The following is a 13,769-nucleotide window of genomic DNA, read 5'->3' as shown; positions in this document are numbered from 1 at the left end:
TTATCCTCCGAATCCGCCTTTTGAGCCGCTTCCGATTCCTGATTTGTAGCTCTTGGAATAGGATTTATAGCTCGAGAAATTTTTCAGGCTGGATTTGTTTTTAAACATTCTTCCGGCGAAGTAATAGTAGCCGAAATTAGATGAGCGGTCGTCATCACAATAATACGTGCCGCTTTCGTCATCCCAATCCCAGTCGTCACAGTCAACATCAGTCGGTTCAGGAGGCAGGTCCTGATTTCCGCAGCCGGTCACAGATATCGCCATTACGGATGCTGCGACACCTGCCATCATTTTTTTCGTTTTGTTCATTGGCTTTCCTCCTCTAGCTTATAGCCCGTTGCTTTTACATATAATATATACACATACCGATCCTCATCGATTTCAGCAGAATCACGCTCCCATTCAGCCCCCTCAATATAATAATAAACAGAACCGATGACACTTAGAATATCGAGATGGTAATCATGGTGTTCTATTTTTAAAATCGGGTGGTTGCTTCGCGGATTCAATTCGCGAATCTCCAGCACCAATCCTTCAGGTGGAAATAGGGGATCCGTAACAGGTTCTTCTTCATACGTTTCTACATATAGTATAAATTGATTCCCTTCAATGGCTGAAGAAAGTTGACGATACGTCACACCTTCTTTTACAAAAAATTCGCATTCCCTTCTTGCCAGGATTTGTTCTAATTCGATATCAGGGTAATGATAGATCGCTTCATACGTATCATTGCCTTTTCGTAAACGGTATTCCAGTACTTGTTGTTTCATTTGTCGACACCAGCCTCCTGATTGGAAGGATATGATTTCTATAAATATACGAACCACTGAGGAAAAGGTTTCATTCCCCAGGGATTCATTGGTATTATTGAACTATGATTTTTTTTGTAAGGAGGGTATGTATGATTATATTTCAAAGGCTTTGGAAACAGATCACGAAGATGGACTTCGGTTTCATTCTTCTATTATCCCTGATTATTATCCTGTTTGGAACCTTTGGCAGCCATTTTTTGGAGCCTGAAACATTTCCTACGCTTTTTGATGGGTTCTGGTGGACGATGACGACCTTGACCACTGTCGGATACGGAGATTATTTTCCCGTTTCGGTGGGAGGAAGATTGTTGGGAATCTTCCTGTTTATCTTTGGAATCGGGATTATTGGGGTGTTGATCAGTAAAACCGTTGATTCCATTACCACATTTCAGAAATTCAAGAGGGAGGGAAAGTTAGTGTATACATATGAAGATCATTATATCTATATCAATTGGTCGAAGAAAACAGAGAGAGCCATTGAGGAAATCCTTGCTCATGTGCCAGACGCTGAAATCGTCCTTATTGACATGCTTCCCATCACACCCATTGAGCATGAACAGGTTCATTTCATTCAAGGCGATCCTTCAGATGAAAACGTATTATTGAAAGCCAATATCTTTGAGGCGAAACGAGTCGCGATTTTCTCCGATTCAAAGATTGAAGATCCATCCCTTGTAGATGGGAAAACCTTATTGATTGCGTCTGCCGTTGAGGGATTATCTAAGACGCATGAGAAATCAGTCCACACGATTGTGGAAGTGTCAGAGGACCGTCACATTCCTAAATTCCAGCATATTGCCGTTGAGGACTTTATCTTATCCAATGATTCCGTTTCTTTATTAATGGCAAAAGCAACACTTCATCCTGGAACGACCAATTTATTCAGACAGTTACTCAGTAAACGATACGGCAATAATATTCACGAATTCAGTGTAAAAGAGAATTGGAAAACCATCAAGCAGGCTTCTGAGGAGCTGCTTGAAAAGGGAGCTATTCTGCTCGCCGTGAATGATAATATGGATTTCACCGATGCCATGAACCGGGAACTGCATGCTGATGACGTTCTTTATGTCGTATGTCATGACAGAGTGTACGAACAATTAAATCAATAAAAAACTCTCAGCCTCTAAATGGCTGAGAGTTTTTTATGTTGATTAATTCGGGCTCCACACGCTGCGAACTACATTTGTTTGAGAGCGGTCAGGACCAACTGAGAAGATGGAAAGAGGGATACCAGTTAATTGAGATACGCGCTCTAAGTAGTGACGTGCATTCTCTGGCAGATCCGTTAACGTTTTACATTCTGTAATGTCTTCTGTCCATCCTGGAAGCTCTTCATATACTGGTTCACATTCAGCTAGAATGTTCAGGTTAGCAGGAAATTCTTCCATGACTTCACCTTTGTATTTGTACGCAACACAGATTTTTAAGTTTTCGATTCCAGTTAATACATCGATTGAATTTAATGAAAGATCTGTTAAACCACTAACACGACGTGCATGACGTACAACCACGCTGTCGAACCAGCCGACACGGCGAGGGCGGCCAGTCGTTGTTCCGTACTCACGTCCTACTTCACGGATTTTGTCTCCGATTTCGTTCTTGAGTTCCGTCGGGAAGGGTCCGTCCCCAACGCGGGTTGTGTAAGCTTTTGATACTCCAACTACGTGGTTGATTTTTGTCGGGCCTACTCCAGAACCGATTGTTACTCCACCAGCTACCGGGTTAGAAGAAGTAACAAATGGATATGTACCTTGATCAATATCAAGCATAACCCCTTGAGCCCCTTCAAATAAAACGCGGCGACCGTTATCGATGGCATCGTTCAATACAACGGATGTGTCCACAACATAGTGCTTAATTTGTTGACCATACTCATAGTACTCATCCAGAATATCTTCAATGTTGAAGCCTTCTGTTTCATAGAATTTTTCAAAAAGGCGGTTTTTCTCTTCAAGGTTACGAGCAAGCTTTTCTTCAAAAGATTGACGATCCAGAAGATCTGCGATACGGATTCCGACACGTGCCGCTTTATCCATATAAGCAGGACCGATTCCTTTTTTCGTTGTACCGATTTTATTGGCACCTTTGCGTTCTTCATCAATTTCATCAAGCTTTAAGTGGTATGGAAGAATCACATGTGCACGGTTGCTGATTCGCAGGTTGTCTGTTTTCACATCGCGATCGTGAAGATACTTTAACTCTTTCACAAGAGCTTTAGGATCGACAACCATCCCATTTCCGATTACGGATGTTTTTTCGTTATAGAAAATACCAGATGGAATTAAGTGTAATTTATATGTTTCTCCGTCAAACTTAATCGTATGACCCGCGTTGTTCCCACCTTGGTAACGCGCGATAACTTCTGCATGTTCAGAAAGGAAGTCAGTGATCTTTCCTTTTCCTTCGTCCCCCCATTGCGTACCTACTACTACTACTGAAGACATATTAAGCACCTCCGACGGGAATTAGTATTCCCTCTTTTATCAAACAAACTCATTTTATCAACACTAAAAAAGAAAGTCAATCAAAACACGAACGTTTATATAGGTAATTATATTTATGTTCGTATAATCTTAGGCTTTTGTTTCTGAAAACCTCTAGTTTAAGAATTTTGAGACAAATAAAAAAGGCTACACTAAAAGCGAGTAGTGGTAGTGTGAAAAAGTGGATCGTTCCTTTCCGCTCCAGACACAAGATTCCCCGGGGAGGAAGTCGAGCCTCCTCGACGTTCCGTCTGTGGGGTCTCGACCTTTCCTCTATTTCCCGCAGGAGTCAAGTGTCTTCCGCTACAATCCACTCTGTGTTACTACATTCTTACTACCTATAAATATGGATAGACAATTACAAAAAGCTCCAATTGTAGAAAGGCTGGTCCAAAAACAAATAGTCTATAAAGGAACAACAAATTAAAGTTATTATGGTAGCCCCAAAATTATTTATTATCATTAGTACCCACTCAGGATTAGCTTGTCCTCAATTTTTATTACCCTCATAAAAAGCTTTGGATTGAAAAGTAGTCAAGGTTTTTGAGACCGCTCAATATGAAATTAGCAATTATAGCCTGAAAAGTAACGGTATCTTTGAACCTAAAAACTATTTGCTCTGTTCCTTACTCCCCTATAAAGATTGTCAGTGGATTGATGAGACTCCTGCGGAAAGTGAGCGAATCCACTGATAATCAAGCAGTTTGCTAACTAAACAGAGCAAGAGCACTCATTTTGAATCAAGTATCAAGCAGGTATACGAAACAATCAATAACAAATTCTTCGGACAGGTTATGATAGCGCAATTTAGAAACTTTTGCTAATCTAAAATAAGCATTTTGAATTTTACATACAATTGAATACTGAGGTGACGATGTGATGATTAAACGTTTTTTCAGCTATTACCGGCCCCATAAGCGGCTTTTTTACATTGATTTTGCCTGTGCCGTGTTGGTCGGGCTTTTAGAATTAGGGTTTCCCATGGCGGTTTCATGGTTTATCGACTCCCTATTGCCTGAGGGAAACTGGAGTACCATATTGGCGGTTTCCGCCGGCCTGCTTGTTCTTTACCTACTTAGTTCGAGTATGCAGTTTGTCGTGAACTACTGGGGACATAAGCTCGGGATCAATATCGAAACGGATATGAGACGGGAATTGTTTCACCATGTTCAACGACAATCCTTCCGTTTCTTTGATAACACGAAAACGGGTCATATTATGAGTCGTGTGACAAACGATCTGATGGACATAGGGGAACTTGCCCATCACGGACCTGAAGATCTGTTCATCGCGGTCATGACCTTCATTGGTGCATTTTGGATCATGCTTACAATTAATATGGAGCTTGCCCTTGTTGCTATTATTATTGTTCCATTTCTTGTGTGGCTTATTTCTTATTCGAATATAAAAATGAATAAAGCCTGGACAAAAATGTACGGAAATATCGCCGATGTAAACAGCCGCGTTGAAGACAGCGTTTCCGGAGCGAGAGTGGTTCAGTCTTTTACGAACGAATCATATGAAATGGAACGATTCAATGAAAATAATCAATTCTTCCGCAAATCCAAGCTGAAAGCGTATAACGTGATGAGCGTGAATTTATCCGGTATCTACATTACGACTCGATTGATGACCTTGATCATTCTTGTGTACGGAGCGTGGTTAAGCTTTTCCGGAGTGCTCTCTTATGGAGAACTTGTTGCCTTTATTCTTTATATCAATGTCCTGTTTAAACCGATCGACAAGATATCAGCCCTCCTTGAGTTATATCCGAAGGGAATGGCCGGCTTCAAACGCTTCACTGAACTAATGGATATGGAACCTGATATTGAAAATCCTCCACATGCCATAGAAGTACCCACTCTACGTGGTGATATTGCTTTTGACGACGTTACGTTTGGTTATGAGTCGAACCGCCCTATTATAAGGGATCTATCCTTTACCATTCAATCAGGGCAGACCGTGGCGTTTGTCGGGCCATCAGGTGCAGGGAAAACAACGATCTGCTCCTTGATTCCACGCTTCTATGATATTGAAGAAGGAGCCATCACCATTGATGGCATCGATATCAGGGAGATGACGAAGGAATCCCTGCGTGCTCAAATAGGAATTGTTCAGCAGGATGTATTCTTATTCACCGGGACTCTTCGGGAAAATATCGCATATGGAAAACTTGATGCTACACAGGAAGAGATTGAAGAGGCAACGAGACGTGCTCATCTGACCGATCTCATTGCCTCCCTTCCAGAAGGATATGATACTCAAATAGGGGAAAGAGGACTGAAGCTGTCCGGTGGTCAAAAGCAGCGCTTATCCATCGCCCGTATGTTCCTGAAGAATCCACGAATCTTGATTCTGGATGAAGCCACCTCCGCTCTGGATACGGAAACGGAAGCGATCATCCAAGACGCTTTAAATGAATTGGCAAAAGATCGGACCACGCTTGTCATTGCCCACCGATTAGCGACGATCCGCAAGGCTGACCGCATTATGGTCGTCACCGAAAACGGCATCGCTGAAGATGGTACTCATGAGGAACTGCTCTCGAGAGAGGACGGTATCTTTACAAGACTTCATGCTCATCAGCATGCAACCATTCTATAAAAATAAAAAAAATCCAAGCATCTGCATCAGCAGGGCTTGGATTTTTTCTATTAAGCCGGAGCGTCGTCAAATCGCCGCTCCAGATTCACGAATTTATTGTATTCCTTCACAAACGCAAGGGACACGTTTCCAACCGGACCGTTACGTTGCTTGGCAATGATGATTTCGATAATATTTTTGTTTTCCGCTTCTTTGTCATAGTAATCTTCACGGTATAAGAAGGCTACGATATCCGCATCCTGCTCGATACTTCCTGATTCACGAATATCAGACATCATAGGACGCTTATCTTGACGCTGTTCCACGCCACGGGAGAGCTGAGACAAGGCGATAACCGGAACTTCAAGCTCACGGGCCAGTCCTTTAAGGGAACGGGAGATTTCAGAAACCTCCTGCTGACGGTTTTCTCCTGAACGCCCGCTCCCCTGAATGAGCTGCAAGTAGTCAATGAGGATCATTCCAAGCCCATGCTCCTGAGCGAGACGTCGGCATTTAGAACGAATTTCCCCCACTTTAATACCTGGCGTATCATCGATATAGATCCCGGCATTCGAGAGGCTTCCCATTGCCATCGTAAGCTTTCTCCAGTCTTCATCGGTTAAATCACCTGTTCGAAGGTTTTGGGCATTAATATTGCCTTCTGCACACAGCATACGCATAACGAGCTGCTCAGCACCCATCTCCAGGGAGAAGATCGCGACGTTTTCTTTCGCTTTAACGGCGACGTTTTGAGCGATATTCAGGGCGAAAGCTGTTTTACCCATGGAAGGTCTGGCTCCCACAATGATCAAGTCATTTCGCTGGAAACCGGCTGTCATATGGTCAAGGTCTGCAAACCCCGTTGAAATCCCTGTTACATCACCTTTACGATTCGTTAAGGTTTCGATGTTGTCATAGGTTCTGACAAGGACATCTTTAATATTATGGAATGCACCGGCATTTTTTCGTTGTGCGACTTCCATGATGTTTTTTTCCGCTTCACTCAGAAGGCTGTCGACTTCATCCTCGCGGGCATAGCCGTCAGAAGCAATATCCGTCGCTGTACGGATCAATCGTCTCAGTAATGATTTTTCTTCCACGATCTTTGCGTAATATTCAATATTTGCAGCCGTCGGAACTGAGGCTGCAAGCTCACTTAAATAAGCGACCCCGCCAACATCTTCAAGCTCTTTGGCTGCAGCAAGCTCTTCTGTCACTGTAATTAAGTCGACGGCTTTTCCCCCGTCTCCCAAATTCAGCATGACATTGTATATTTTTTGATGAGAATGACGATAAAAATCCTCTGGAATCAATATTTCTGATGTGGTCGTTAATGCGCTGGGCTCTAGGAAAATAGCTCCTAATACCGCTTGTTCTGCCTCAATATTCTGAGGTGGAATCCTATCCTGGAACACTTCATTCATCTATGCATAACCTCCAATTCAAACTGCGAAGGGGCAACAGACGTCTAAAGGCATCTGCTGCCTGCGTCAAAGTTAACACCTTAATCTATATAAAAATAAGAATTTAGTCCTACCGAAAAAATGTGATCGGGATAGTATCCAGATCACATTTTTTATCAAGCTATATTCATTTTAACATGTTTTTCTCAAAATGAAGTTACCAAATTTCGTATATTTTCTCTGATAAAATCTTACTCTTCTGTTACATGTACCTTTAAGGTAGCTGAAACATCCGTATGAAGCTTCACAGGGACATTCGTATAGCCTAGGGCACGAATGGCATCGTTCATTTCAATTTTACGTTTATCGATTTTGATGTCATGTGCTTTTTTCAACCCATCCGCAATTTGCTTGCTTGTGATGGAACCGAATAAACGACCACCTTCACCGGATTTTGCTTTCATTTCAACCGTGATTTCTTCTAAAGTCGCTTTTAATCGTTTTGCCTCTTCCAATTCTTCCTGAGCCAGTTGCTCTTCTTTCTTCTTTTGACCCTCTAGCTGACCCATATTTGCATTTGTTGCTTCAACGGCCAAGCCTTTTTTTAATAAGAAGTTATGTGCATAGCCATCTGCTACGTTTTTTACTTCTCCTTTTTTCCCTTTACCTTTAACGTCTTTTAAGAAAATTACTTTCATATCTCTTTTCTCCCTTCAAAATAATCATTTAATGCTTCCTTCAGCTGTTCTTCAGCTTCTAGTACAGATGCTTGCTTTATTTGAGTAGCGGCGTTGGTTAAATGACCTCCACCGTTTAAGTTTTCCATAATGATTTGTACGTTTACGTCACCTAAAGAACGGGCACTGATCCCGATTGTTTCCGGATCCCGCTTGGAGATGACGAAGGAAGCTATCACTTCATCCATGGTCAATAACGTATCCGCTGCCTGTGCAATCAAGACGGGATCATAGATGACATCCTCCTCTGCTTTCGCAATCGCAACGCCTTCACGGAAAAATTTAACCGATTCGATTAACCTTGAACGTTTGATATAGGTATCGACATCCTCTTTCAGAAACTTTTGTACCAATACGGTATCTGCTCCTTGTGCCCTTAAATAAGAAGCAGCATCGAAGGTCCTCGATCCCGTTCGAAGCGTAAAGCTCTTCGTATCGACAATGATTCCTGCCAGGAGGGAGGTGGCTTCAAGCATCGTGATTTTTTCATGTTTAGGCTGATATTCCAATAGCTCCGTCACAAGTTCTGCTGTTGAAGAAGCATATGGCTCCATATAAACAAGCAATGGGTTCTTAATAAAGTCTTCGCCACGTCGATGATGATCGATCACCACGACTTTATCCATTTTGTTTAGAAGCCTTTCTTCAATGACCAGGGACGGCTTGTGGGTATCGACGACCACGAGCAGTGTATCCTCTGTCGCCATTTCGATTGCTTCCTCAGGGGTGATGAATCGGGAATGAAGATCTGAATTTACTTTTATCTCCTTCATCAATCGTTTCACACCATTATCAATTTCATTAAAGTTTAGGACAACGTATCCTTCACGCTGATTCATTTGAGCCACTTTACGAATGCCGATGGCAGCTCCAATGGCATCCATGTCGGGATGTTTATGTCCCATAATGATGACCTTGTCACTTTCGAGCATGATTTCCTTTAGTGCATGGGAAATGACTCTGGCACGTACACGGGTACGTTTTTCCATTGGATTGGTTTTTCCACCGTAGAATTTAACCTTTCCATTGGTTTGCTTAATGGCCACCTGATCTCCTCCACGACCTAAAGCGAGATCCAGGCTTGATTGGGCAAGGGTACCCAGTTCAGGCAGGGAAGAAACCCCAGTCCCTACACCAATACTTAAAGTCAAGGGGACATTTTGCTTGGCTGTGGTATCCCGGACATCATCCAATATACCGAACTTTTCCTTCTCCAATACTTGAAGGATCTTTTCATTAATGACGGCGATGAACCTCTCAGAAGAGACCCGCTTCAAGAATACACCATATTCTTTCGCCCACTTATTCAGAATGGACGTCACTAAACTATTCAAGCTGCTTCTTGTTTGATCGTCCATCCCTTGCGTTAATTCATCATAGTTATCTAGAAAGATGATGCCAATATTCGTGCGTTCATCATGATATTGTTTTTCTATTTCTTTTTGTTCCGTGACGTCAAAGAAATAGAGAAGTTTTTCTTTGAGCTTCAATACGACATGATACTTTCTCTCATTAATCGTCACGATTTCTGAATCTACTTCCTGCTTGATTAATGGAACTAGAGTTTCTGCCACATCGTATAAGGATCTTCCAACGACTGTATCTTCATTAAAACAAGAGGCCAGAAAAGGATTCGTCCATTCTATGTAATATTCATCATTGATCAGCATGATCCCAATGGGCATCTCCATTAACGCCTCTTCCCCTACACGCTTTACACGATAGGATAAAGTGGAGATATACTCCTCTGTTTCTTCGTGCGATCTTCTCTCAAAATAGAAAGCGAGAAAATACACGATTCCAAAGACAATCAACCCTATTAACGAAATGATCCATTGGTAAAAGGAAACCGATACTAACAATAGAGCTGTTAATATAGCAAGACCGTACAATGGGTAGCGGATCATTCGCTTATTAAAATAAGATGGCATGATTTCAGCTCCTGGACCTTAAATTTCTATGACTTGCGTTGTAGGCGTTGTCTTAGATCAAATCCTAAGTCAATTATACCTAAAATTCGCACGAGATAAAGAAGAGGAATCGAAATGATTGTAATTAATACCAAAATTCCTTTTGACCATCCTTTTATATGAGCGAAGAAGTAGAGGAAAGACAAGCCCTGTACCGCCATCAATGTTTGCAATACATACAGAACATTAAGAAGGGCCGTATAAGCATACGTTCCTTTCTCCGGCTGCAGAATCATGGATAGAACTAAGGTAAGTAAATAATACCAAAGGATACTCTTAGGAAGCTTCCATTCTCTAAATGGTTTAAATACGGGAACATCTCTCCCTAAACGCTTCATTATGGGAAAGTTGATCAGCATGAACAACAGGGCCATTACGACAGCAATTCCCACAAACAAAGTAGGCATCAAGGTCTGAATGAGATCAATGGAGTTCTCCAGACTCTCCACCAGTCTCTTATCCGGTTCTTGACCAATCTTCTCAAGTAAAGAATAATAAGCGGCCTTCGATTCAGCTAAGCTATCTTCTATAATATTAACATTGAAAAGTAGGATAGAAAAAACAAAACCAATCACAATATTGATGACAAGTGTGAGGCTTGACGCCATAAACAGCCTCATTTTATCTACTTTCGCTTTCACACACCAGCCAATCACCACCCCGGTTGTCGCAACCATGAAGGCAACAGGCAGCGCAATGAGCCCTCCAAACAAGAAGGATAATCCTAACGATCCGATCAATACATATAAAGAATTCAGTAACGAATACTTAGAACTGAACAGAATAAGAGGGAGGGGCAATACGAAAAATGCAAGGGTCCCGATTAGCGGAACATATAAAGCCAACAACAGTAAAACAGTAAAGATGGCGAGCATAAGCGCACCTTCCGTTAACACACGGGGATTTTTCAATTGAAACGCTCCTTACGATAAATTCAAAAACATGCAATAGCACTATCATATCAATTTTGGAGATAGATTTCATCTAACGGGTCCTTATCCGAAGGTGACGAGCATTCTTTAATGTCCGCCATTGTTGTGCTACTTTCCACTAAACTTGTGCCAAATTGTCAATATGAATAACTATTATTTTCATTTTACTTCATTTTGAACAAAAAAGAAGGAGCCCTTCTACATGCTTCTTTTCTTTATCTACTCTAGTATGCACTCACTTTAAAAAGGAGTATACGCAGTAGATAAAGAATAGCAATGTATCAGGACCACCCTCTAATGAATATTATGAAATTTTAAACCGTTCGATTGAAGACTGAAGCTCTTGACTTAGGTCTGTTAAGCGTTCAGCAGCTTGTGTAACCGATTGGACGGCCCTTACTTGTTCTTCTGTAGAGGCACTCATTTCCTCGCAGGAAGCAGCCGTTTGTTCCGCTGTAGCAGCCATCATCTGGATCACGTTGACCACTTCATCTTTTTCAAGATTGATTTGACCAACTTCCTCATACATTCTTTCAATTTCATCCTGCATGGATTTCATTAACTGTGAGGTTTGGTCAAAAACGTGATTGGTCTTTTGGATCACTTCATTTTGAACGTCAAAGGTCTCCTTCGTTTTCACCATTTCGTCAACCGCTTGATGAGAGCCTTGTTGAATTTCTATAATGGTTCGTTTTACTTCTTCGGTTGCCTTCACTGACTGATCCGCAAGCTTTCGTACTTCTTCCGCCACGACAGCAAATCCTTTGCCGTGTTCACCTGCTCTAGCCGCCTCAATGCTGGCATTTAATGCAAGGAGGTTCGTTTGAGAAGAAATATCCGTTATTGTGCCCATGACCGATTCAATCGTCTTCACCTTTGCTTCCAAACTAAAGATGACTTTCTCCATGGAGGAGATGTATTCACTGGAAGAATGATAGGCATTTTCTAATTCTTTTACCTGGTTTAACCCGGACTGGTTCATGACATCTGCTTGTCCAGCCATCTCAGACATAGCTTTGGATTTTTCATAGACTCCATTAATTCTTGTTCCTAGTTGCTCTGTTTGATGATGAGCCCGGTCAGAGTCTGCTGCTGACTGAGAAGCCCCTGTCGCAATTTCGGAAACAGCCTTTGCCATCTCTTCACTTGAAGCATTTGTCTCCTCAGAAACGGCACTTAATCCCTCAGCTGATTCTCGGACATTATAAATCGATTCTTGGACAACTCGTATCGTATCTTTCATATTTACGATCATTTTGTTTAAATCGGACGCTAGTAATCCTGTCTCATCTTTTGAATTAATTTCAGACTGAATGGATAAATCTCCAGTAGAGACATCGGTTACCGTTTTTTGAAGGTGCTTGATTGGTTTAGTGATTTTATTAGAAATGAACACAACTAACACCAACATGACAGCCAGAGTAATGAGGGCTGTCACGATCAGTAATCGTTCGATTTCTTTCGATGACTGAATAAGATCCTCCATACTATAGGCAGAGCCCACTTTCCAATTCGTCTTGGGTACCGTATTATACACCAATACCTTTTCGTCACCGTCCAGTTCGTATCGGATTGTATCGGATTCCTTCTCAGAAGTCAGCATTTTATCGATGAAAGGTAGCGATGACAGATCTTCCCCCCGCTTAGTAGGGTGAACGATGGCTGTACCATCGAGTCCAATCAGGAATGGATAGCCATTAAACCCAATGTCCATTTCTGAGACTCGATCAGTAAGTTTCGTCAAGTTAATATCGACACCGAGAACGCCTACTACTTTATTATCTGAAACAATCGCTCTGGAGGCTGTAATGATATATTCTTCCGTTGCAGTATCTACGTAAGGATCGCTCCACACCACGCCAGCCCTTACTTCCTCAGCGTTTTTATACCAATCCCTGCTTGTTGGATCAAAGTCACTTGGCAGAGAGACGGATGGAACGATTTTCAATTTCTTATTTGGTGAAGCGAAATAAATAGAAGTAGCTTCCCCATAAAGGCTTAAGTAATTATCAAAATCAGATTGAATATTGGCAAATAGCTCTGTATTTTCACCAGCAGATTCTGTTTGCAATTGTGCTTTTGCATAATCTTTTAACGAGTTGGAAATTGAATATTGATCAATACTCTTTTCGTATTGTCCAAGAAAGAGTTGCACTGAATTATTTAGCTCTCCTACAATCCCTTGAGTTTGGTCAATGACCTCTTTCTCTGTTTTCATTCTCGTCTGCAAGCTTGTAATTGAAATAATAATAGCTAAAGAAACCATAAATAGAATGGATATGATTACAATAAGCTTCATTCTAATGGATGATAGAAGAAAGCCCTTCTTTCGTTCCACCTGTTTCCTTGTGTTTTTCTTTTTCACATAAATTCCCCCTCTAACTGCCAAAACTATCTATATATACACTTATTCATCGACATTTTCCACCATTTCTTTATAGGTATAGGGGAATTTACAAGAACAAAGTGAAGATGGACAGGATAATCGAAGAGGTACTTAGCAGATGAAGGTTAGATCTCATACACACCGTTTAAAAAACGGCATAAAAAAAAGCAGCAGAGACAAGTCTCTGCTGCTTTAGCCGATGATATTATTCACCAGTAACGTATGGAAGTAATGCCATTGTACGAGCGCGCTTGATCGCACGAGTCAACTTACGTTGGTACTTAGCGTTCGTTCCAGTTACACGACGTGGAAGAATTTTTCCACGTTCAGATACGAATTTCTTAAGAAGATCTACATCTTTGAAATCGATATGTGTAATTCCGTTTGCTGTGAAGTAGCACACCTTACGACGTCTACGTCCACCTCTACGTCCTCCTGCCATTTGTTTCGCCTCCTGTCT

General features: G+C 41.6%; 11 protein-coding genes. 2 read left to right on the top strand and 9 right to left on the bottom strand.

The window, feature by feature from the left end; all coding sequences use genetic code 11:
- Both FZC88_RS20400 and FZC88_RS20395 read right to left on the bottom strand, forming a co-directional pair.
- The gene (locus FZC88_RS20400) at window positions 1-309 is read right to left on the bottom strand and encodes a hypothetical protein (protein WP_148970566.1); all 309 of its coding nucleotides are present in this window, start codon (window positions 307-309) and stop codon (window positions 1-3) included.
- Window positions 306-770 (bottom strand): hypothetical protein, encoded by a 465-nt coding sequence (locus tag FZC88_RS20395; protein WP_148970565.1) that lies wholly within the window; start codon window positions 768-770, stop codon window positions 306-308. The genes FZC88_RS20400 and FZC88_RS20395 overlap by 4 nt, the downstream gene beginning before the upstream one ends.
- 131 nt (window positions 771-901) lie before the next feature.
- Here FZC88_RS20395 and FZC88_RS20390 point away from each other — a divergent pair, with 131 nt between their 5' ends.
- The gene (locus FZC88_RS20390; RefSeq protein ID WP_148996239.1) at window positions 902-1,924 is read left to right on the top strand and encodes a potassium channel family protein; all 1,023 of its coding nucleotides are present in this window, start codon (window positions 902-904) and stop codon (window positions 1,922-1,924) included.
- Window positions 1,925-1,966: 42 nt separating this feature from the next.
- Here FZC88_RS20390 and FZC88_RS20385 read toward each other — a convergent pair whose 3' ends face one another.
- A complete protein-coding gene (locus tag FZC88_RS20385; protein ID WP_148996238.1) occupies window positions 1,967-3,259 on the bottom strand; it encodes an adenylosuccinate synthase in 1,293 nt (430 codons plus the stop codon).
- Between the two features lie 918 nt (window positions 3,260-4,177).
- Between FZC88_RS20385 and FZC88_RS20380 the strand changes: the two genes are divergently transcribed.
- Window positions 4,178-5,902 carry an ABC transporter ATP-binding protein gene (locus FZC88_RS20380; RefSeq protein ID WP_148996237.1) on the top strand — a complete coding sequence of 575 codons (1,725 nt, stop codon included), beginning with the start codon at window positions 4,178-4,180 and terminating at the stop codon, window positions 5,900-5,902.
- 50 nt (window positions 5,903-5,952) lie between these two features.
- On the opposite strand, the gene dnaB is transcribed toward FZC88_RS20380, so the two are convergent.
- From dnaB to rpsR, 6 genes are all read right to left on the bottom strand, one after another.
- A complete protein-coding gene (dnaB, locus tag FZC88_RS20375; protein ID WP_148996236.1) occupies window positions 5,953-7,305 on the bottom strand; it encodes a replicative DNA helicase in 1,353 nt (450 codons plus the stop codon).
- Between the two features lie 230 nt (window positions 7,306-7,535).
- On the bottom strand, window positions 7,536-7,982 hold the full coding sequence (gene rplI, locus FZC88_RS20370; RefSeq protein ID WP_148970560.1) for a 50S ribosomal protein L9: 447 nt from the start codon (window positions 7,980-7,982) through the stop codon (window positions 7,536-7,538).
- Window positions 7,979-9,952 (bottom strand): DHH family phosphoesterase, encoded by a 1,974-nt coding sequence (locus FZC88_RS20365; protein ID WP_148996235.1) that lies wholly within the window; start codon window positions 9,950-9,952, stop codon window positions 7,979-7,981. The genes rplI and FZC88_RS20365 overlap by 4 nt, the downstream gene beginning before the upstream one ends.
- 26 nt (window positions 9,953-9,978) lie before the next feature.
- Window positions 9,979-10,902: a YybS family protein gene (locus FZC88_RS20360; RefSeq protein ID WP_148996234.1), complete on the bottom strand. Its 924-nt coding sequence runs from the start codon at window positions 10,900-10,902 to the stop codon at window positions 9,979-9,981.
- Between the two features lie 325 nt (window positions 10,903-11,227).
- Window positions 11,228-13,288 carry a methyl-accepting chemotaxis protein gene (locus tag FZC88_RS20355; protein ID WP_148996233.1) on the bottom strand — a complete coding sequence of 687 codons (2,061 nt, stop codon included), beginning with the start codon at window positions 13,286-13,288 and terminating at the stop codon, window positions 11,228-11,230.
- 226 nt (window positions 13,289-13,514) lie between these two features.
- Complete coding sequence (gene rpsR, locus FZC88_RS20350; protein ID WP_034764780.1) at window positions 13,515-13,751, bottom strand: 30S ribosomal protein S18; 237 nt, start codon at window positions 13,749-13,751, stop codon at window positions 13,515-13,517.
- Window positions 13,752-13,769: the final 18 nt, after the last annotated feature.

Origin of the sequence: Rossellomorea aquimaris (assembly GCF_008180865.1) — a bacterium.
Taxonomy (GTDB): domain Bacteria; phylum Bacillota; class Bacilli; order Bacillales; family Bacillaceae_B; genus Rossellomorea; species Rossellomorea yichunensis.
Note: the sequence above shows the minus strand (reverse complement) of the source record. Positions and strands in the feature narration are given on the sequence as shown.

What these genes read in the sequence shown, in the direction of transcription:
- FZC88_RS20390 (WP_148996239.1), top strand. Translation starts at nt 902, where the DNA reads ATGATTATATTTCAAAGGCTTTGGAAACAGATCACGAAGATGGACTTC.
- FZC88_RS20385 (WP_148996238.1), bottom strand. Translation starts at nt 3,259, where the DNA reads ATGTCTTCAGTAGTAGTAGTAGGTACGCAATGGGGGGACGAAGGAAAA.
- FZC88_RS20395 (WP_148970565.1), bottom strand. Translation starts at nt 770, where the DNA reads ATGAAACAACAAGTACTGGAATACCGTTTACGAAAAGGCAATGATACG.
- dnaB (WP_148996236.1), bottom strand. Translation starts at nt 7,305, where the DNA reads ATGAATGAAGTGTTCCAGGATAGGATTCCACCTCAGAATATTGAGGCA.
- rpsR (WP_034764780.1), bottom strand. Translation starts at nt 13,751, where the DNA reads ATGGCAGGAGGACGTAGAGGTGGACGTAGACGTCGTAAGGTGTGCTAC.
- FZC88_RS20400 (WP_148970566.1), bottom strand. Translation starts at nt 309, where the DNA reads ATGAACAAAACGAAAAAAATGATGGCAGGTGTCGCAGCATCCGTAATG.
- FZC88_RS20365 (WP_148996235.1), bottom strand. Translation starts at nt 9,952, where the DNA reads ATGCCATCTTATTTTAATAAGCGAATGATCCGCTACCCATTGTACGGT.
- rplI (WP_148970560.1), bottom strand. Translation starts at nt 7,982, where the DNA reads ATGAAAGTAATTTTCTTAAAAGACGTTAAAGGTAAAGGGAAAAAAGGA.
- FZC88_RS20380 (WP_148996237.1), top strand. Translation starts at nt 4,178, where the DNA reads ATGATTAAACGTTTTTTCAGCTATTACCGGCCCCATAAGCGGCTTTTT.